The organism is Enterococcus sp. DIV0236, assembly GCF_050558525.1.
GTDB lineage: Bacteria > Bacillota > Bacilli > Lactobacillales > Enterococcaceae > Enterococcus > Enterococcus faecalis.
The window spans coordinates 1372693-1390205 of the sequence record NZ_CP187891.1; the positions used below are offsets into that span (position 1 = coordinate 1372693).

Annotated in this window: 18 protein-coding genes and 2 riboswitches; of the genes, 1 reads left to right on the plus strand and 17 read right to left on the minus strand. The window is 38.4% G+C overall.

Annotation, left to right across the window (positions count from 1 at the left end; all coding sequences use genetic code 11):
• Nucleotides 1–40: 40 nt before the first annotated feature.
• The 15 genes from IGK27_RS06720 to IGK27_RS06790 all read right to left on the minus strand — a co-directional run bounded on the left by IGK27_RS06720 (nt 41) and on the right by IGK27_RS06790 (nt 14648).
• Nucleotides 41–1519, minus strand: a complete 1479-nt coding sequence (locus IGK27_RS06720; RefSeq protein ID WP_002357511.1) for an acetaldehyde dehydrogenase (acetylating) — start codon at nt 1517–1519, stop codon at nt 41–43.
• Nucleotides 1510–2028: a BMC domain-containing protein gene (locus tag IGK27_RS06725; RefSeq protein ID WP_002360254.1), complete on the minus strand. Its 519-nt coding sequence runs from the start codon at nt 2026–2028 to the stop codon at nt 1510–1512. The genes IGK27_RS06720 and IGK27_RS06725 overlap by 10 nt, the downstream gene beginning before the upstream one ends.
• A gap of 13 nt (nt 2029–2041) precedes the next feature.
• Nucleotides 2042–2695, minus strand: a complete 654-nt coding sequence (eutL, locus tag IGK27_RS06730) for an ethanolamine utilization microcompartment protein EutL (RefSeq protein WP_002357509.1) — start codon at nt 2693–2695, stop codon at nt 2042–2044.
• A gap of 13 nt (nt 2696–2708) precedes the next feature.
• Nucleotides 2709–3620: an ethanolamine ammonia-lyase subunit EutC gene (gene eutC / locus IGK27_RS06735; protein ID WP_002363986.1), complete on the minus strand. Its 912-nt coding sequence runs from the start codon at nt 3618–3620 to the stop codon at nt 2709–2711.
• 17 nt (nt 3621–3637) lie between these two features.
• Nucleotides 3638–5002, minus strand: a complete 1365-nt coding sequence (locus IGK27_RS06740; protein ID WP_002357506.1) for an ethanolamine ammonia-lyase subunit EutB — start codon at nt 5000–5002, stop codon at nt 3638–3640.
• Between the two features lie 17 nt (nt 5003–5019).
• Nucleotides 5020–6468, minus strand: a complete 1449-nt coding sequence (eutA, locus tag IGK27_RS06745; protein WP_002382341.1) for an ethanolamine ammonia-lyase reactivating factor EutA — start codon at nt 6466–6468, stop codon at nt 5020–5022.
• A 66-nt stretch (nt 6469–6534) separates the two neighbouring features.
• Nucleotides 6535–7968: a sensor histidine kinase gene (locus IGK27_RS06750; RefSeq protein WP_002357504.1), complete on the minus strand. Its 1434-nt coding sequence runs from the start codon at nt 7966–7968 to the stop codon at nt 6535–6537.
• Entirely contained in the window at nt 7969–8541 is a 573-nt protein-coding gene (locus IGK27_RS06755; protein ID WP_002357503.1) for an ANTAR domain-containing response regulator, read from the minus strand. It lies immediately after the preceding gene.
• Between the two features lie 27 nt (nt 8542–8568).
• Nucleotides 8569–8916, minus strand: a complete 348-nt coding sequence (gene eutS / locus IGK27_RS06760; RefSeq protein WP_002345864.1) for an ethanolamine utilization microcompartment protein EutS — start codon at nt 8914–8916, stop codon at nt 8569–8571.
• A 159-nt stretch (nt 8917–9075) separates the two neighbouring features.
• The gene (locus tag IGK27_RS06765; RefSeq protein WP_002382342.1) at nt 9076–10206 is read right to left on the minus strand and encodes a 1-propanol dehydrogenase PduQ; all 1131 of its coding nucleotides are present in this window, start codon (nt 10204–10206) and stop codon (nt 9076–9078) included.
• Nucleotides 10207–10498: 292 nt separating this feature from the next.
• Nucleotides 10499–10648, minus strand: a riboswitch (adenosylcobalamin (AdoCbl) riboswitch).
• Nucleotides 10649–10692: 44 nt separating this feature from the next.
• The gene (locus IGK27_RS06770; protein ID WP_430596437.1) at nt 10693–11274 is read right to left on the minus strand and encodes a cob(I)yrinic acid a,c-diamide adenosyltransferase; all 582 of its coding nucleotides are present in this window, start codon (nt 11272–11274) and stop codon (nt 10693–10695) included.
• Nucleotides 11271–11714 carry a EutP/PduV family microcompartment system protein gene (locus IGK27_RS06775; protein ID WP_002363995.1) on the minus strand — a complete coding sequence of 148 codons (444 nt, stop codon included), beginning with the start codon at nt 11712–11714 and terminating at the stop codon, nt 11271–11273. Before IGK27_RS06775 ends, IGK27_RS06770 begins: the two co-directional genes overlap by 4 nt.
• A 141-nt stretch (nt 11715–11855) precedes the next feature.
• Entirely contained in the window at nt 11856–12623 is a 768-nt protein-coding gene (locus IGK27_RS06780) for an ABC transporter ATP-binding protein (RefSeq protein WP_002357498.1), read from the minus strand.
• Nucleotides 12620–13627 (minus strand): FecCD family ABC transporter permease, encoded by a 1008-nt coding sequence (locus tag IGK27_RS06785; protein ID WP_002360246.1) that lies wholly within the window; start codon nt 13625–13627, stop codon nt 12620–12622. The genes IGK27_RS06780 and IGK27_RS06785 overlap by 4 nt, the downstream gene beginning before the upstream one ends.
• The gene (locus IGK27_RS06790) at nt 13620–14648 is read right to left on the minus strand and encodes an ABC transporter substrate-binding protein (protein ID WP_002382345.1); all 1029 of its coding nucleotides are present in this window, start codon (nt 14646–14648) and stop codon (nt 13620–13622) included. Before IGK27_RS06790 ends, IGK27_RS06785 begins: the two co-directional genes overlap by 8 nt.
• 118 nt (nt 14649–14766) lie before the next feature.
• Nucleotides 14767–14926, minus strand: a riboswitch (cobalamin riboswitch).
• A gap of 205 nt (nt 14927–15131) precedes the next feature.
• On the opposite strand from IGK27_RS06790, the gene plsY reads away from it, so the two are divergent.
• Nucleotides 15132–15761 carry a glycerol-3-phosphate 1-O-acyltransferase PlsY gene (gene plsY / locus IGK27_RS06795; protein WP_002360243.1) on the plus strand — a complete coding sequence of 210 codons (630 nt, stop codon included), beginning with the start codon at nt 15132–15134 and terminating at the stop codon, nt 15759–15761.
• Between the two features lie 41 nt (nt 15762–15802).
• Here plsY and IGK27_RS06800 read toward each other — a convergent pair whose 3' ends face one another.
• A complete protein-coding gene (locus IGK27_RS06800) occupies nt 15803–16678 on the minus strand; it encodes an aldose 1-epimerase family protein (RefSeq protein WP_033626245.1) in 876 nt (291 codons plus the stop codon).
• Nucleotides 16679–16711: 33 nt separating this feature from the next.
• Entirely contained in the window at nt 16712–17494 is a 783-nt protein-coding gene (gene codY / locus IGK27_RS06805; RefSeq protein ID WP_002357492.1) for a GTP-sensing pleiotropic transcriptional regulator CodY, read from the minus strand.
• Between the last annotated feature and the right edge of the window lie 19 nt (nt 17495–17513).

A 17513-nucleotide genomic window follows, 5' to 3' on the forward strand; every position in this document is an offset into this window, starting at 1 on the left:
CAATAATTTATTTGTTTTACTCTTACTCGCTCGTTTCTTGTTAGTTTAAGCGAGCTAAAACTTGGGCTACCACGGCATTTACTAGTTCTTCTTGATTGGTTGTTTCACAAGAAGTAGCCACAGATGTGGTTGATGTTTGACCAAATTCTTGACGAATCTCTTCTAAATCACGCACGCCATATGCAACACGACGTAAATTGAACAGATTTTCAACCCCAATATTATCAGAAGTTGAGCTGCCACCAACTGCGCCACAACCAAGTGTTAATGCTGGCACTAAGTTAGTTGAAGCACCAATTCCGCCAAGTGTACCAGAGGTGTTAACAAGCAAACGAGAGACGGGTTTTCTTAAGCCAAATTCACGAATGACTTCTTTGTTTTCTGTGTGAATACCCATCGTATGACCCGCACCTTCACCTTTCAAAATTTCAATTGATAACGCGCAAGCTGCTTCCCAGTTTTCAACTGTATAGAAAGCAATAATCGGTGCCAATTTTTCTCTTGAAAATGGATATTTCAAGCCTACATGTGTTTCCTCGGCAACAATTAAGCGGCGATCTTTTGGAATAGATAAACCAACCAATGAAGCAATATGTTGAACGGAACGACCCACGATTTGCGGGTTCATTGTACCGTTTGGTCGTAAAATAAATTTAGCTAATTTGTCGGCTTCGGCTGGACTTAAGAAATACGCGCCCTGCTTAATTAACTCTTCTTTGACCGCTTCACGGTTGACAGTTTCAACAATAATTGATTGTTCCGATGCACAAATTGTACCGTTATCGAAAGTTTTTGAATCCATTATTTGTTTCACTGCATGAGGAACATTTGCGCTTCGTTCGATGTAGGCTGGTCCATTACCAGGCCCAACACCGATTGCTGGTGTTCCAGAAGAGTACGCGGCTTTAACCATTGCGTTTCCACCAGTAGCTAAAATTAAATTTGTTTCTTTATTTTTCATTAATTCGCTGGTCGCTTGCATAGTTGGCGTTTTGATGACCGAGACACAACCTTCTGGTGCCCCTGCAGCAATAGCCGCTTTTTGGATAATTTCCACTGTTTCAATAATCGATTTCAACGCATTGGGATGTGGTGAAAAAACAATGCTGTTGGCAGCTTTTAATGAAATTAATGCTTTGTAAATGACTGTTGATGTCGGGTTGGTAGAAGGAATTAATCCTGCAATTACACCAACTGGGACAGCAATTTCAGTGACTTTTTTGGCAGCATCATCATGGATCACACCAACTGTAGCTTTGTCCTTCATTTCGTCATATACTACTTTTGAAGCGAAAGCATTTTTGATGATTTTATCTTCATAGATACCAAATCCTGTTTCTTCATTGGCCATTTTCGCTAACTTTTCTCGTTGGTTAAACGTAGCCTCTGAAACTGCTTGGACAATCGCATCGATTTGTTTTTGCGAAAATGTTGCTAATACTTGCTGTGCCTCTTTGGCTTTTCTGATTAAATTTCTTGTTTCTTGGATGGAACGTAAGTCTTTATCTACTAATTCCACTCGTCTTCACTTCTTTCTATTTCAGCCATGATTGCTTGAATTAAAGCTTCTTTATTGGCAAATTTAATCTCACTTTTCTTTAAACTACTTAGGTTCATTTTGTAGGCTTGTTTGCGTAAATCAACCACGCGTTGTGTTTCTAATTTTTGGCGTGTGCCAGTGTGTTCTTCCAAATCTGGTGTTTCAATCTCTTCTTCAATTACTTCTATTTGTTCCATCGGTTCAGGTGCTGACTTGGGTTCTGGATCTGATAAAATTACTTCCGTTTGAGCATCAACCCGTGAGATCACATGATGAGCAATTAAACAATTTAATTCTTTAGCTACTTCCGTGCCTACTTCAACGGCAGCTTGGACCGCGGCAACGTCACCAATCAGTTCCACAGTTGTTAAACCGCCATTAATAATTTCAGCTTTTAACAAAGTAACGTCGGCGGCTTTCAATGCCGCATCGGCCACACTAATGGCACCTAAAAATCCTTTGACTTCGACCATTCCTAATGCTTTCATTCAGGTCACATCCTTAATAACTCAACGGATTGTCAGCGATATTTTGAATGACTTGTTCAAACGCACTGCAAGCAGCTTTACATGCAGATTGACTACCTGTCAATAAGGCGCCGCCAAAGTTCGTTTCAGAAGGTGGGCCATAAAAGACACCCATTTGAACATCGGCAGCTTTCATTGCTGCATCTAAGCCAACCATTGCTTCTAGCGGTGGTGCAATCAGATAAGCAATCGCTTCACCTTCAGGAATATTCGCTTGTTCAGATAAAAAGCTACCCGTTCTTGATACTACATGTGCAAAATAAACAATGCTGTCATCTTCGTTAGCACTATAGAAGCTGGCTTCTTCTTCAATGACTTGCGTAATGACACTCAAGCCACTATTGACTTCGGCAGGACTCGGACCAGCAATAATGCCAATCACTTCACCGGCTAATTTGGTTGAAGCATTTGCTGCGCCAGCATACATACTTTTACCGTAAACTACAGTAACATCGGCGGCTTTGGTTGCTTCATCTAATGCAACATAAGTGACATCATCACAATCTGAAGTAACAATTCCTAATGAGCGATGTTCTGGTTTCAATGATAATTCTTTTGCTAATGCCGGATCGACATTGGGAATGACTTTCATACTTAGGACATTTGCGCCTAGACGATCATTTTTCATGAGAAATCCTCCTTTATTCAGCTTCTTTTAAATCAATACCAGATTTTTTCTTGTCTAACATTTTTTTGATAATTTCGGCAATGTAGGCCCCTGCTTCAACAGCCGGTGTCCCACCTTTGTGAATATTTGAAATAACTGTCCGCCGTGCTTCTGGCATACCGACAGTTGGTTTGTAAGCAATGTAGGCACTCATAGATTCAGCTGTTACTAAACCAGGACGTTCGCCAACTAGCAAACAAACAACATCAGCGTCAGTGATTTCACCAATTTTATCCATTGCTGGCACACGACAATATTTAACAAAAACTACATTGTCGAAATCTAAGTTGTACATGTTTAATCCTTGTTTAATTGCTGGTAGGACTTCTTTAATATTCGCTTCGATAGCAGCTGAACTAAGGCCATCCCCTACGACCATTTGGATTTTGGCTTTTGGTGTCGTATTTTTCCGAATGATTTCACTATTTTCTTCATCAAATTGACGACCATAATCTGGACGTGTTAAATATTCATCTTTACTGTTACAGATTGTTTTTGTAGAAATAAAATTCATTTCTTTTACCAAGTCTTCGCTTACGTCTGAAAAGACCGCATCTTGTGCTGCCGCATGGTCCGCTCGGAAACGTAATGTTGAACTAGTCATATAACGCGTCCCTGCACGACCAACGCCTAAACGAGCTGGCGAGAAAGCTTTCATTTTTAATAGTGCTTCAGGATCAACGGCATTTTTCAATAGTAATTGTTTACGTAAATCTACTTCAGTAATGTCAGGAATTAGGCCTTCTTCAATTTCTGTCGTTTCAGTGACGTGTGTTGTGACTGGTTTTTCTTCAGCAGTCACAGTGGCAGTCGAAACCGCTTGATTGTCAGCGACCATTTCTGTTAAAATTCCGGCAATCATTTCTTTTAATTCTTTTTCGTTCATTTGTATTCTCACCTCGTTTATTTAATAAATACAGATGCATCGCCAGCGCGACTTGTTAATTTTCCGTTTTCCATTAAGCCCATTTTTTCCATCCATTCTTCAAATTCTTTAATTGGACGTAAGCCTAATGTTTCACGAATCGTCGCAGTTTCATGGAACCCAGTTGTTTGATAATTTAACATGACATCATCGCCATGAGGAATCCCCATGATATACGTACAACCAGCTGTTGCTAATAACATTGCTAAGTTTTCCATATCATTTTGATCAGCTTTCATATGGTTGGTGTAGCAGACATCACAGCCCATTGAAATTCCAGTTAATTTGCCCATGAAATGATCTTCTAAACCAGCGCGGATGACTTGTTTTGAATCGTAAAGATATTCTGGTCCAATAAAGCCGACAACAGTATTTACAATATACGGATCAAATTTTTTGGCTAAGCCATAACAACGCGCTTCCATTGTGACTTGGTCTGCGCCAAAGTTCGCTTCAGAAGAAAGTTCTGAGCCTTGACCTGTTTCAAAATACATCACATTAGGACCAGCTGCTTGACCACTGTGAAGCGCTAAATCTTGTGCTTCAGCTAAAATTTCTGCATTTAAACCAAATGCTGTGTTTCCTTTTTCTGAACCAGCGATGGATTGAAAGACTAAGCCAGTTGGCGCGCCTTGACGCATGGCTTCCATTTGTGTCGTTACGTGAGCAAGCACGCAAGTTTGTGTTGGAATTTCCCATTCGCTGCGGAACTCTTCAAATTTGTTTAAGATTCGTTTAACACTTTCTGTAGAATCATCAACAGGATTCAAACCAATTAAAGCATCACCGGCGCCATAAGAAAGACCTTCCATAACTGATGCCATAATGCCATCGACATTATCGGTTGGATGGTTTGGCTGTAAACGATTCGAAAAAGTTCCGGGACGGCCAATCGTTGTGTTGGCGGTTTTTTCAATATTGATTTTTTTTGCGCCAACAATTAGATCCATGTTGGACATTAATTTACAGACAGCAGCAATCATTTCTGAAGTTAGTCCACGGGAAATTCGTTTGATATCAAAATCGGTTGTTTCCGAAGATAAGATAAATTCGCGTAATTCTGCGACTGTCCAATGTTTAATACTTTCAAAAATTCGCATATTGACTTGGTCAATAATAATGCGTGTCACTTCGTCTTCGTCATAATCAACAACGGGATTGTTAAACAAGTCATTTAAGGACAATTCCGATAAAACGACTTTCGCTGCCACGCGTTCTTCGGCTGAATTAGCAGCTACGCCAGCTAACTTGTCGCCAGACTTTTCTTCATTGGCTTTGGCTAAGACTTCTTTAACAGATGTAAATTGATAGACTTTGCCAAATAGTTTGGTTTTTAAAATCATCTTTGTGTCGCTCCTTTTTAATTAAATACTAAGGTCTTAACAATGACTGGAAGGACGGCTCCTTCTGCCACTGGTAAACCGATATCTACATAATCACCGTTTTCTACTTTGACCGAATCAAGACAGATAAACGGATAGTCTTTTGGCAGATGGGCACTTAAGGCATGCCCTAAAGCTTTCGCCATGTCTTCATCCACCATAACAATAATGGGAATTTGTTCAGCAACTAAACTAGCTAATCCTTCCACAATCCCTTGACCATAGCGTTGAATATCAGCAAATGTTGGATTGCTCATGCCTCTAATTGCTAGGGCAATCTGGGGTGTTTCTTCAATACGATGCCAATTGAGTTTTTCTTGGATTCGCTGGCCTAATTCTGTCACAGTAAGGGTTTCATCCTCTTGCGCTAATTTTAGAATTGGGATATTTTTTACCGGCAAAATTTGCTCACGATAAGCGATCGTGCTTCCGCTAATTTCAGCAGTGTGTGAACCTGCTCCGACGACCGTCGCTCGGATTGTTTCTGCGCTTTCTAAGACTTCTTTTTCCGAAAAAATCAGTGACTTTCTCAAGTATTTCCCTAAAAGTAAGCCGATGTCCCCATATTTAAAGAGATTCGTACTTGTCGTATTTAAGCAATCAGCCACACCACCAGAAAATGTTACAATTGGTAATTCCTCACCTTTTCGTAGTGGATGGTTCGTTACTAATAACTGGTAGAACGGACTTTGTGTCCCCAAGCCAATGCTATTTTCTAACACGGCAACTAATTCCGAAATAATTGGCAGTAAGTTTTGTTCGGTGGCTTGGTCACCAAGGTGCAAGGTTAGCCCTTTTTTATTTATAATTTCTTGAATCTTCGGAGCTATATAGGTGATTTTTTGTTGTTGATCTAATTTAATTAAGCGTCCGCCAATGTCAAAACAAGCCGTGTCAATCACTTCACCATCTTTAAAGACAGCTAAATTTGTCGTTCCACCACCAATGTCTAAATTAACCACCGGTTTGCGTTTCGTTTCAGAATAAGTTTGAGCACCAGCGCCTTTCCCGGCAATGATACTTTCTAAATCAGGACCAGCCGTAGCAACGACAAAATCACCTGCATAGCCACTAAGTGCTCGTAGCACATTGTTGGCATTGCTTTTTCGAGCAGTTTCACCTGTGATAATTACCGCACCCATTTGAATATCTTGTTTATGAATGCCTGCTTGGCGATATTGCTCCGCTACAAACGCTTTGATAGGTTCTGCATCAATTTCTGATTGGTTAAGTAAGGGTGTAAAGATAATGTCACTTCGGTAAATGACTTTTTTATCAGAAATGCTGATACGTGGTACTGTAAACGCAGAGGCAAAATTTTCAACAGTTAATTCTGACAAGACTAATTGGGTTGTAGACGTCCCTAAATCAATCCCTACGGTTAAAAGTGTTTCCTTCGACATCGCCTGACTCGCCTCCTTTTGCATACAAAAAGGCACTTAAAGAATCGTTAGAAAATTTCTTTCTACTTTTCTTTAAGCGCCTTTGCTTAATCAATGAACAACATCACTGGTGTTCTGTTCGAAATAGAAACAGGTTTTAGTTCCCTGTTTATTGGATTCAATTGTAATTTTTCCTTTTAATTTATCTTTTACGTAGCTTTTGACAATCATCAAACCTAAACTGGTCTCGTTACTTTGATGAACATCATAGCCTTTACCATTATCTGTAACAGTAATGGTAATCATTTTATTATCTAATGTTCCACTAAGTTTAACAACGCCACTTGTTTGTGGCTCAAATGCATGATCAAAAATGTTTTGTAATAGTTCGTTGACAACAAGGGAAATGGTAACCATTTGTTCGCTAGAAACCATAATGGCTGGATCAACATCCATCATCATCTCAATGGGTTGTGCGCCTTGAAAAAGATGTCTAAAATTATACATCACTGCTTCCAATGTTTGCCGTAAAGCAACGTCATCTTTGACTTGTTTTGACAGCAATTCATGGGTGGCTGCAATCGCCATAATTCGATTGACACTTTCATGAAGGACTTTCTTTGCTTCGGGGCTTTGCGTTCGCCGTTCTTGAATACGCAATAAGGAAACCACCGATTGCAAGTTATTTTTAACACGATGATGAATTTCACGAATCGCAACAGATTTGGAAATAATTTCCGCTTCTTTTTCTTTAAATTCTGTATTGTCTTGAATAATCATAATCAGTTGTTCTTCTGATGCCAACCACACTTTCCGAACCTTAAAATAATAATTAAGGTAGGTCGTTTTGCTTTCAATTGGTTGATTACTCATTTTATATTTCATTTGATACAACACATATTCAAAAGTTGTATAATCGATGGACAAATTGTCATAACTCATTCCAATGATATTATCCCGATAACCAAGTTTGCGATAAAGCTCTTGTGCATTGTGATTGGTAATTAATAAGTGACCCGCCGCATCAAAAATCAAAACGGCTTCTGCCAATTGATCAATAAATAATGCGTCGACTTGACTAGTTGATTTCGCTACTTTTGCTAACTGGCAGTTATTTAGCTCCTCTTTTTGTAAGTCCGCTTGAATCTCTTCATCTGCCGCAATCTCGACAATAATGACACCAATCGTTCGATGTTCATTGCGAATGGGATAGATATTTTGCTTAATCAAACGATTTTCCTGAGTCACTGCTAACAAACCAATGCTATTTAAGCTAGTTTGCATGGTACGCAGAACACCAGGTTCATTTTTTAATAAAGCTTCCATCCCGACGACATCTCCGCTATATAAAGAAGTTGTCTTCGCAGGCGGCTTATGATAAACGACTAGTGCTTGCTGTGACATTTCCTTATACACATCAATAAAAACATCTGCACTTTGATACAGTGTCGTCGAAGAAAGATAACGTGCTGTACGTTGTAATTCTTTAATGTCTGATTCTGAAAGATTGGTATATTGGTGACATAATTGCTCTAATCGTTTCATTTATTCATCATCCATTACAATCAATTCTGCAATTTCACTCATACGTGCGCGTTTGTTCATACTTAACGTACGCAACATTTGGTAGGCTTCTTCTTCCGATATATGATTTTCTTTTACAAGAATACCTTTGGCTTTTTCGATAATTTTACGTTCTTCTAATTTTAAACTTAATTTATCGATTTGATTTAGTAACAGCTGCGTTTGTTTGCCTCGTTCAATGCTCATTTCAATTGTAGGTATTAATGATTTTTCATCTAGAGGTTTAACTAAATAACCCAGTGCGCCTAATTTTTTAGCTTTGTCCGTATTTTGTACGTCACTGTATGCAGATAAAAAGACAATACTACTGGCTAGTTGGTCTTGAACAATTTTTTTACCTGCTTTTAGACCATCTAAAATTGGCATTTGAATGTCCATTAATACTAGATCAGGTTGTGTTTTTTTACATACTTCAATTGCTTCAAAACCATCAGCTGCTTCACCGACTACTTCGTACCCTGCTTCTATCACAATATCACGAATATCGAGTCTCGTAATAGGTTCATCATCGACTATTACAATTCGTCCATCCATTTTCTTCACGCCCTTGTCCTTTCAACGCTATGTTCTGGTAATTTTACAAGTTACAGAAAAGTTTAAAATCTGTTGTAAACCTTCAATCACCGCTTGTAAGGCTGCTTCCACTGAGCTTACGTCACCAGAAATGACTACCGATCCAGAAAAACGATCAATAAAACCGATTTGGATATCTCCGCTTTTAGTCGCAATATCAACAGCGATAATTGCCGCTTCGCTCGGAGTGATTGTCAAAATACCTAGTGCATTGCTGGTTCCTTCTGGCAATCCTAATTTTGTATAAATTTCTTTATTAGGACTAGCAATGATGTGCGCTAACGTTACTTGTTTCCCAGGAACATATTCTTGAATCATTCGTTGTTTTTCTTCCAACCAGACTCGCTCCTTTAATTTAGCAAATAAAAAATCCTCAATAAAAAACGTAAAGGTTCCACTTTCGCTTTCTACTAAGGAGCTTCTTTGCTCTTAAATTTTGAAGCACGCCGTTGTGCTACCCACATTATATGTTATCGATTTCATCCTGTCAATCGCTTATAAGATAGAATTTAAAATTTTTGTCACTTCTGCTGCTGTTGGTTGGACAGGATTTGTTTTGGTGCAGCCATCCATCAATGCGCCTTCAGCTATTTTTGGGATTGCAGCCTGGACTTCTTCTTTTGGTAAACCATAGTCACTAAAAGTGGCAGGCATGTTTAATTTTTGACGGAGTTGCTTGATTTGTCGAATAAATTGTTGAACACCAATCCGTGCATTGGTTGTCTGTGTATCATTTAGACAATTTGCTAACTGCGCATAACGTTTAGCTGTTGGTTCGTTGGTGACTTTGCCATTCGCTAAGCCACTGTTATATGCAATGACTTCAGGTAAGAGCATTGCATTCATTCGTCCATGTGGCACATGTAAACGTGCACCGGCCGCATGAGCAATACCGTGATTCAAGCCTAACGAAGTAACATTAAACGCCATCCCTGCCATACATGAAGCTAAATGCATATTTTCACGGGCTTGTTGGTTGCTACCCTCATTAAAGGCTATTTCTAAATTGTCGAATACTAAGCGAACGACTTTTTCGCACAACGCATCTGAAATCGGATTTGCTTCTGTTGAAACATACGCTTCAATAACATGCGTTAAGACGTCCATTCCTGTATCCGCTGTGATTTTTGGTGGGACACTCATCACTAAATTTGTATCTAAAATCGCAATTTCTGGTTGAATTTCATCCGTTACAAGCGGGATTTTGGTGCCAGTTTCAGCAACCGTAATCACTGAAAAATTCGTAACTTCTGAACCAGTTCCACTAGTTGTAGGAACCGCAATAAACTCAGCAATCTGAGTTTGCAAAGTACGTTTGCCAAAAAATTTCATTGCTTTGGCCGCATCAATAGCGGATCCCCCACCTAAAGCTAATATCGTATCTCCTTGAAATGTCGCTAAATGCTTAATTCCCGCAGCAATCTTATCAATTGGTGGATCGGGGATGATATCACTAAAAATTTGCCATTCACTTTTTGTTAAATGCTTTGTCACTTCATTCACAAATCCAGAGTCAACCATGAATGGATCTGTGACAATGAAAACACGTCTATCATGAAGTGTTTCCAAATTGGCTAATGCGCCTTCTCCTACCCATAGTTCGGTAGGGAAATGAATTGTTTTCATCTCAATTCCTCCTTAATAAAATACAAAAAGACACTTCAAACAAACGAAAAATCATCTGTCTGAAGCGTCTTTGCTTCCTTATGTATACGCCATTGTACACGAAACCTTATCCATAGAGTACAACGCCTTTAATTAATTGTCAATAAAAAAAGGGAATATAGCAGTACGTCATTGTACCTGAAATCTCCTTCAACATTGAAAGACCAGCCCAAAATTCCCAAAAGCACTTCCTCGTGCCATTAATTGGATTAATACAAATATCTTGGGCTGGATTTTCAACACAAGCGTTGTTAAGAAACATCCTGTTTTGCCTCGAAACAGCATGCCCAATAATGAAAAAATGAAAAGACCTGACTTAAAAGCAACCTTGCTTCTTCACAGTGGCGGGACCGTGCCAGATTCTCACTGGCTTCCATTCATATTTTTCATAAAATATTCGTTTAATCTATCTGAAATTTACCATAAGTTTTTTAGAAAAGCAACTGTTTACAATCCATCTTCTTTAATTTTATGGAAAACCTTTTCGCTTCGTTCATAAAAAACATCAGGTCGTTGTGCTTGAACATTTAAATAGCGAGCCAACGCATAAAAATAATCTGATAAACGATTGGTAAAAATTAATACCTCTTCGTTAATTTTGGCTGTCCAATTTAAACGCACAATGATGCGTTCTGCGCGCCGTGCAGTCGTCCGAGCCACATGAACCATACTGGCTGCTGGGGTTCCGCCAGGTAAAATAAAACGATCAATATCTGGTGATTGTGCAGTGTAGAAATCAATCCGCTGTTCTAGCCAATGCACACTTGCCTTTTGTAATTTAAATGGTCGTTGTGCTTCAATCGGTGTTGACAAATCTGTTCCCGCATCAAAAAGTAAATGTTGTAAAGCTTCTAGTTCTTCTTTAATTTCTTGATTTTCTTGTGGAAGTTGGCTGATAATATAGCCCACCCAAGAATTCAATTCATCAATCGTTCCATAACTTTCAACTCGATCAGAATCCTTAGCGACGGTTGAGCTGCCGACTAATTTCGTCATTCCCTTATCGCCAGTTTTTGTATAAATTTTCATTCTGCTTCATCCTCCTCTAAATAATCTACTAATTCTTGCAAGCCAATTTTTTCAACAGAAGAAATTTCAAAAATTCTTGTTGCACCCGCACTTTTTAATTGTTGCCGAACAATCTCTAACTGCTGAGAATCTTGTGCTAAATCAATCTTGGTTAAAATACCAATGATTTCTTTCGGGAAAATACTACCAAATCCTGGTGAAAAAACTTGTTGTGTTTCTACAGCACTTTGAACCAAACCAATCACATCTGCTTCTGCCGCTGTGACGTTTAACGCATTATAATATTGTCGATGCAAAATAAACTCGCCCGGTGTATCAATCATTTCTGTATGAAATTCCACCGCCTGTGTTTTATCATAAATTAATTCTTTGCCTTGCAGAGCTTGACATAACGTGGTTTTGCCACAACCGATAGCTCCCATTAAAATGATTCGTTTCATCGCTACCTCCATAAAAAAGGAGCCCAAAGCAAGTACCATCACGTACTTAGTCTTGGGCTCCTTTGCCGATTTGTTAAAACACGCCATTGTGTTTCTGATTCTTTGCCTTTATCTTACCTGTTTCCAAAAAACTTGTCAAAATTATTGAATAGTTTCCCAAACTTTATGTTGTTTCTGAAAATAGGAGACAATATCTGTTTCAAAAATCGTTTGTAAAAATTCTTTGGAAGCCAACGTTTGAAAATCACCTTGCGCGGCCACTTTCCCTTGCTTCATAAACACAATTTTTTCACTTAGCGTTAACGCTAAACGGATATCATGAAACACCCCGATTAACGTTTTCCCTTCTTGCGCACTCCACTCATTTAACTGCTGAATCAATTCTTGTTGATACCGAATATCCAAATGATTATTGGGTTCATCCAATAAAATAATTTCTGGATCTTGTACAAATAATTTAGCCAAAAATACTCGTTGTTGTTGTCCTCCTGAAAGCTGATTGACAACTTTATCTTTTAAAGGCAATAAACCCGTGCGTTCTAAATAATAAAGGACTCGTTCTTTTTCTTGTTTAGAAACAATCGGTAAAAAACGTTGTGCTTGTTGTCGATACGCCCCCATCAAAACTGTTTCGTAAACCGTATAATCAAAAGCAACTGTCGTGAATTGACTCATCATCGCTACTTTCGTTGCCAATTCCTTCCGCTTTTGTCCATGAACTTCTTGACCATCAATTAAAACAGAACCACTATAAGGGACAAGTCCGGCAATCGTTTTTAAAAGTGTCGTTTTACCGCAACCATTTGGACCTAAAATACAAGTTTTACTACCTGTCGGAAAAACGAGGGAAATATCTTTTAAAATGGGGGTTTGTTGGAGCGTTACAGCTGTTTTTTTTAATTCAATCATGCAGCAACGCCCCTTTTTTTAAAGTAAATATACAAGAAGAATGGCGCTCCAATCAAGGCTGTTACGGCCCCGATGGGAATTTCTCTTGGTGATAAAATCGTGCGGGCAATTGTGTCCCCTAGTACCATGATGGTCCCACCTAAGATTGCTGAACCGGGAATCAGCCAGCGATGAGTCGCCCCTAAATAGCGACGGACAATATGTGGTGCTATTAAATCAACAAAACCAATCACACCGACAAATGAAACCGCACTTCCTGCCAATAAACTAGCCAAAAGAATAATGCGTAGTTTTGCTGTTTTGACTTCTACTCCCGCTAACATCGCATGTTCTTCTCCTAAACCGAGAACATCCAATGCGTTGGCATCAAACCAAAGAAACAGACTGCTGACAAGCAAGATTGGACAATAAATAGCAATTTTTTGCCAATTACTGCCAGAAAAACTACCCATTTGCCAAAAGACTAATTGTTTCAAATAATCTTGGAAAAGTGCTGTAATCAACGTCAAAATAGCACCGACAAACAAGGTCATAATCATTCCCACTAAAACAACTGTTTGATTGGACATTTGACTATCCATTGTTTGCGTAAATAACAAAACTAAAAAGACCGTTGCTAAGCCAAAGATAAAACCAGTTAAAGGCAATAAAAATGCCCCTAAGATCGAAGCAGTTACTCCAGTTACCATGATTAACGCAGCGCCTAAGGATGCTCCCGCTGATACGCCCAAAGTATACGAAGAAGCTAAAGGATTACCTAAGAGCGATTGCATCACCGTGCCACTTACTGCTAAGCCTGCGCCCACGAGATAGGCCATCACGACACGCGGTAACCGAACATTCCAGATGATTCCCTCTAAAATCCCGTCTTCTGAAACCGTCTTTTTCACTAAAATTTGAAGCAAATCCGTTAACGAAATCTGAACACTTCCAATTTTAATACCCAAAAAGAGCATGCTCATACTGATCAAGAGCATCAGTATGAGACACGTTTTTTTACTCATCTTTTAAATCCTTGTATTCCTCTGGATAAACAGCTTTTGCCATTTGTTTTAATGCTTTGGTAATGTGGTTATTTGGTAAAGAGCTAGACATGTTATCAATTTCGAAAACTTCTTTGTTTTGAACTGCTGGAACGCTTTCCCAGTTTTTACGAGCTAAAATTTCTTTGGCGGGATCTTTCATATAGTTAACATTGGTTAAAATGACTTCTGGTTTTGCAGCAATGGCCGCTTCTTCTGTCACTGGTAACCAGCCTTTTTCATTTGCCAAAACATTTTTTGCCCCAATTGTTTCAATCATTTCATTTAAAAATGTCCCATTACCAAAACTATAAATGTCTGGTAAGGCAGCCACTTCAAACAAAACAGTTTTTGGTTTTTTAATAGTTTTCCCAATTTTGGCTACTTCGTCGATTTCTTGATCCATTGTTTTGATTAACTTTTGTCCTTTTTCATGTTCAGATAAGCTATCCGCGATGAATTGGACGTCTTCTTTGATTGCTTTGATGCTTGTACTAGTGGGGATATTAACGACTGTAATTCCAGCATCTTCCACTTGTTTCCAAACACTTTCTGAGCTAGCTAAATTGATGTCATTCACATAAACAATTTGTGGTTTCAAGGCAATCAATTTTTCTGCATCGACAGCCATCATATCCATTTGTGGTAATTTTTTTAAATCAGTCATCATTGTGCTACTTTGAGTATCAACTGCGATTAATTGGTCGGTTTTACCTAAGTCTTCAATCACTTCTGTTGTTGATGGCACTAGGGAAATAATTTTGGTTGCTTCTTTGGGTAAAGTAATTTCTTTGCCGCTACGGTCTTTGGTTGGTAACGTTACTTCTGTTTTTTCAGAAGAGGTAGTTGCTTTCTTTTCCTGTTTACCACACCCTGCTAAGCCAAGTGTTGCTACTAAACCTAAAGTCATCATTGTTAAAGTAAATTTTTTCATTTTTTCATCCTCGCATTCGTCTATTTTATTTTGGGGAAAATTTTCTGAAATGAACCTCCTTTGTCTCAACGTCAAAACAATACAAAAAAACCACTTTTTTCTCCAATAGAAAAAAAGCAGTCACTTAACTATGCTAATGATATACTCAGCCAGTTATCTTCAAAGCCCCTTCTTTTTCCTACAAAAGAATGATTAGACTTATCAAGCCGGTATCCTGACTTAGCTTCTTCTTACTCCCAATCCTTCCAGAATAATCTGTGGTCTTATTGGTTTCATCCACCATACAGTAGGTAGGTCTGTAGAGGATTCGCACCTCTTTCCCTGACACTTCATAAGTACATATATATTGTATCTTCGTTGATAACTAATTTTCAAACCAGTGATTAGACGTCTTTGTCTAATGACACACATTTATTATAACGGTTATCAACCATTTGTCAACGCTTCCTCAAGCAAAAGAAAAACTTTTCTTGTTTTAGTTATTAGACGTTGTTCCGTTTTTCTATTCATGATAAAATAAATCCTAGTTTGAATAAGAAAGAGGTTAACTTGATGAAAATCGTCATTTTGTTACTTGTTGCCTATTTATTAGGTTCGATTCCCTCAGGTGTTTGGATTGGTAAACTTTTCTTTAAAAAAGATATACGCCAATTTGGGAGTGGGAATACAGGAACAACCAATACATTTCGTGTCTTAGGGAAACCTGCCGGAATTACGGTATTATTAATGGATATCTTGAAAGGAACGTTAGCCACTTCATTACCCTATTTGTTTGGTTTACAAGGCGTGAATCCGCTCTTCTTTGGGGTAGCAGCTGTTTTAGGGCATACCTTCCCTATTTTTGCCAATTTCAAAGGTGGTAAAGCCGTAGCCACTAGCGCTGGCATGTTATTAGCATACAGCCCCACATTTTTTATTTATTCTGCTCTTATTTTTGTGATTTGTCTGTATCTAACCAGTATGGTGAGTTTAACAAGTATGATTAGCGCTGTACTAATTACACTTTCTACTATTATTTTGCCTTTCACTGTCCCAGCTATTTTACCAACATTTAACTGGTTATTAACCGTGATTGCGATTGCTTTGACTACTTTTATCTTTGTCCGTCATCGTGAAAACATTCAGCGAATTAAAAATGGAACAGAAAGTCGCCTTTCTTTTGGCTTACGTGCAAAAAAATAAAGAAAAAGGCTGTGAACAAATAATGTTCACAGCCTTTTTCTTTATTTTACACTAATCATATACTGTGTTTTAAATAGTTCGTTAGCTGGTAACTTATTGATGCCAAATTTTTCAGCGAGTTGGCCAGTTGCGTCGACAGCATCAGCAATCCCGCACCAAGGTTCGATACAGACAAAAGGCGCTTCTTTCGGTGTCGGTGACCAAATCCCCACAAAAGGCATTTCTGGATAACTCAAAGTGACTTGATGGTCACTTTCGTCTGTGGCAATCGTAATTGCTGTTTGACCTTTTGTTTCAAAAATCATTGCATCATTTTCAAATAATTGATGCGTTAAGTCAAAGCTGGTATTCGTTTGGGCTAGCGTTTTATTCGCTAAATCAATAAACGGGCCTGCTAAGGGAATCTGTGTCCGTGATTTTTTAGGTGAAAAACTTAGATAATAATCTTCAAACGTTAGTGAAGATTCTAAAGGTACATTAAAGGCTGGATGACCACCAATCCCAAAATACATCTCTTCTTTCCCTGTGTTTTCTACTTGGTAGTTTACAGTCAATTCTTGATGTTCTAATGTATAAGTAATCACTAGTTCAAAATCAAAAGGATACTTCTTCTTGGTTTCTTTTGTTGATTTTAGTGAAAAAGAAACTTCTTCTCCACCTTTTTCACTAAAATCAAATACTTGATCACGAGCAAAACCATGTTGAGTTAAATGATACGCTTGATTTTGGTACATATACGTATCTTCTTTTAGACGACCGACAATCGGAAAAAGTACGGGCGCATGGCGGGCCCAAAATTCAGGATTTCCTTGCCAAATATATTCAATGCCGGTTTCTTTTGATTGTAAACTTACTAATTCTGCTCCTTCTTCAGCAAATGTTGCGATTAGAAATTCATTTTCAATTTGTACAGTCATTGCGTTGTCCTCCTAGTTGATACGAGCAATTGCTTATTTTTCCAACTCTTTAATAAATTGTTGATTTAATACTTTTAAATAAGTCCCTTTCATACCAAGAGAACGTGATTCAATAATTCCAGCTGATTCTAATTTTCTTAAGGCATTCACAATTACGGAACGAGTAATGCCTATTTCATCTGCAATACTTGAAGCAGTTAAACGACCTTCTTCGCCATCTAAGGCTTCAAAAATGGCATGGACGGCTTTTAATTCACTATAGGAAAGAGTGTTGATGGCCATTTGCACGGCAGTCGCACTGCGAACTTCTGCTTCAATTGTTCTGGATTGATGATACAAAATTTGCATGCCGACAACGGTCGCACTATATTCAGCTAACACTAAATCATCCTCGTTAAAGGATTTTTCAACACGCGCTAAAATAATCGTACCCAAGCGTTTGCCAGCACCGTACAAAGGCACAATAGTGGTTAACCCAAACGGATACAGCTCTCGTGATTCAAAAGGAAATGCAGTTAAATCACTATCTATTGGAATATTGGCTTCGGTTACTTTGAGCATATCCACGGCCTCGGTGTATCCTTGAGGAAATTTTTTCTCTTTAAACATATTTTTGATACGGGCATTATTAACATCTAATTTTTCAGTATACCCCAACAAATCCCCTGAACTGCTAATAATATACGCATTACTTTCTAAAATATCCCCTAAAATCATTGCCATTTTGTTGTACGGAAGTTCTGCTTGTACGTCAAACAAATTATTTTTTTGCAAAAGCTCGTTCACTTGACGTGTTTTTTCTAATAATGTAGCCATCTTTTCTCCTCCAGCCTTT

Coding starts and splice junctions, on each gene's coding strand:
- IGK27_RS06800 (WP_033626245.1), bottom strand. CDS start 16,678: ATGACTGTACAAATTGAAAATGAATTTCTAATCGCAACATTTGCTGAA.
- IGK27_RS06765 (WP_002382342.1), bottom strand. CDS start 10,206: ATGAAAACAATTCATTTCCCTACCGAACTATGGGTAGGAGAAGGCGCA.
- IGK27_RS06725 (WP_002360254.1), bottom strand. CDS start 2,028: ATGAAAGCATTAGGAATGGTCGAAGTCAAAGGATTTTTAGGTGCCATT.
- IGK27_RS06775 (WP_002363995.1), bottom strand. CDS start 11,714: ATGAAACGAATCATTTTAATGGGAGCTATCGGTTGTGGCAAAACCACG.
- eutL (WP_002357509.1), bottom strand. CDS start 2,695: ATGAAAAATGATCGTCTAGGCGCAAATGTCCTAAGTATGAAAGTCATT.
- eutC (WP_002363986.1), bottom strand. CDS start 3,620: ATGAACGAAAAAGAATTAAAAGAAATGATTGCCGGAATTTTAACAGAA.
- plsY (WP_002360243.1), top strand. CDS start 15,132: ATGAAAATCGTCATTTTGTTACTTGTTGCCTATTTATTAGGTTCGATT.
- IGK27_RS06770 (WP_430596437.1), bottom strand. CDS start 11,274: ATGAAAATTTATACAAAAACTGGCGATAAGGGAATGACGAAATTAGTC.
- IGK27_RS06785 (WP_002360246.1), bottom strand. CDS start 13,627: ATGAGTAAAAAAACGTGTCTCATACTGATGCTCTTGATCAGTATGAGC.
- IGK27_RS06750 (WP_002357504.1), bottom strand. CDS start 7,968: ATGAAACGATTAGAGCAATTATGTCACCAATATACCAATCTTTCAGAA.
- IGK27_RS06740 (WP_002357506.1), bottom strand. CDS start 5,002: ATGATTTTAAAAACCAAACTATTTGGCAAAGTCTATCAATTTACATCT.
- eutA (WP_002382341.1), bottom strand. CDS start 6,468: ATGCAAAAGGAGGCGAGTCAGGCGATGTCGAAGGAAACACTTTTAACC.
- IGK27_RS06780 (WP_002357498.1), bottom strand. CDS start 12,623: ATGATTGAATTAAAAAAAACAGCTGTAACGCTCCAACAAACCCCCATT.
- IGK27_RS06755 (WP_002357503.1), bottom strand. CDS start 8,541: ATGGATGGACGAATTGTAATAGTCGATGATGAACCTATTACGAGACTC.
- codY (WP_002357492.1), bottom strand. CDS start 17,494: ATGGCTACATTATTAGAAAAAACACGTCAAGTGAACGAGCTTTTGCAA.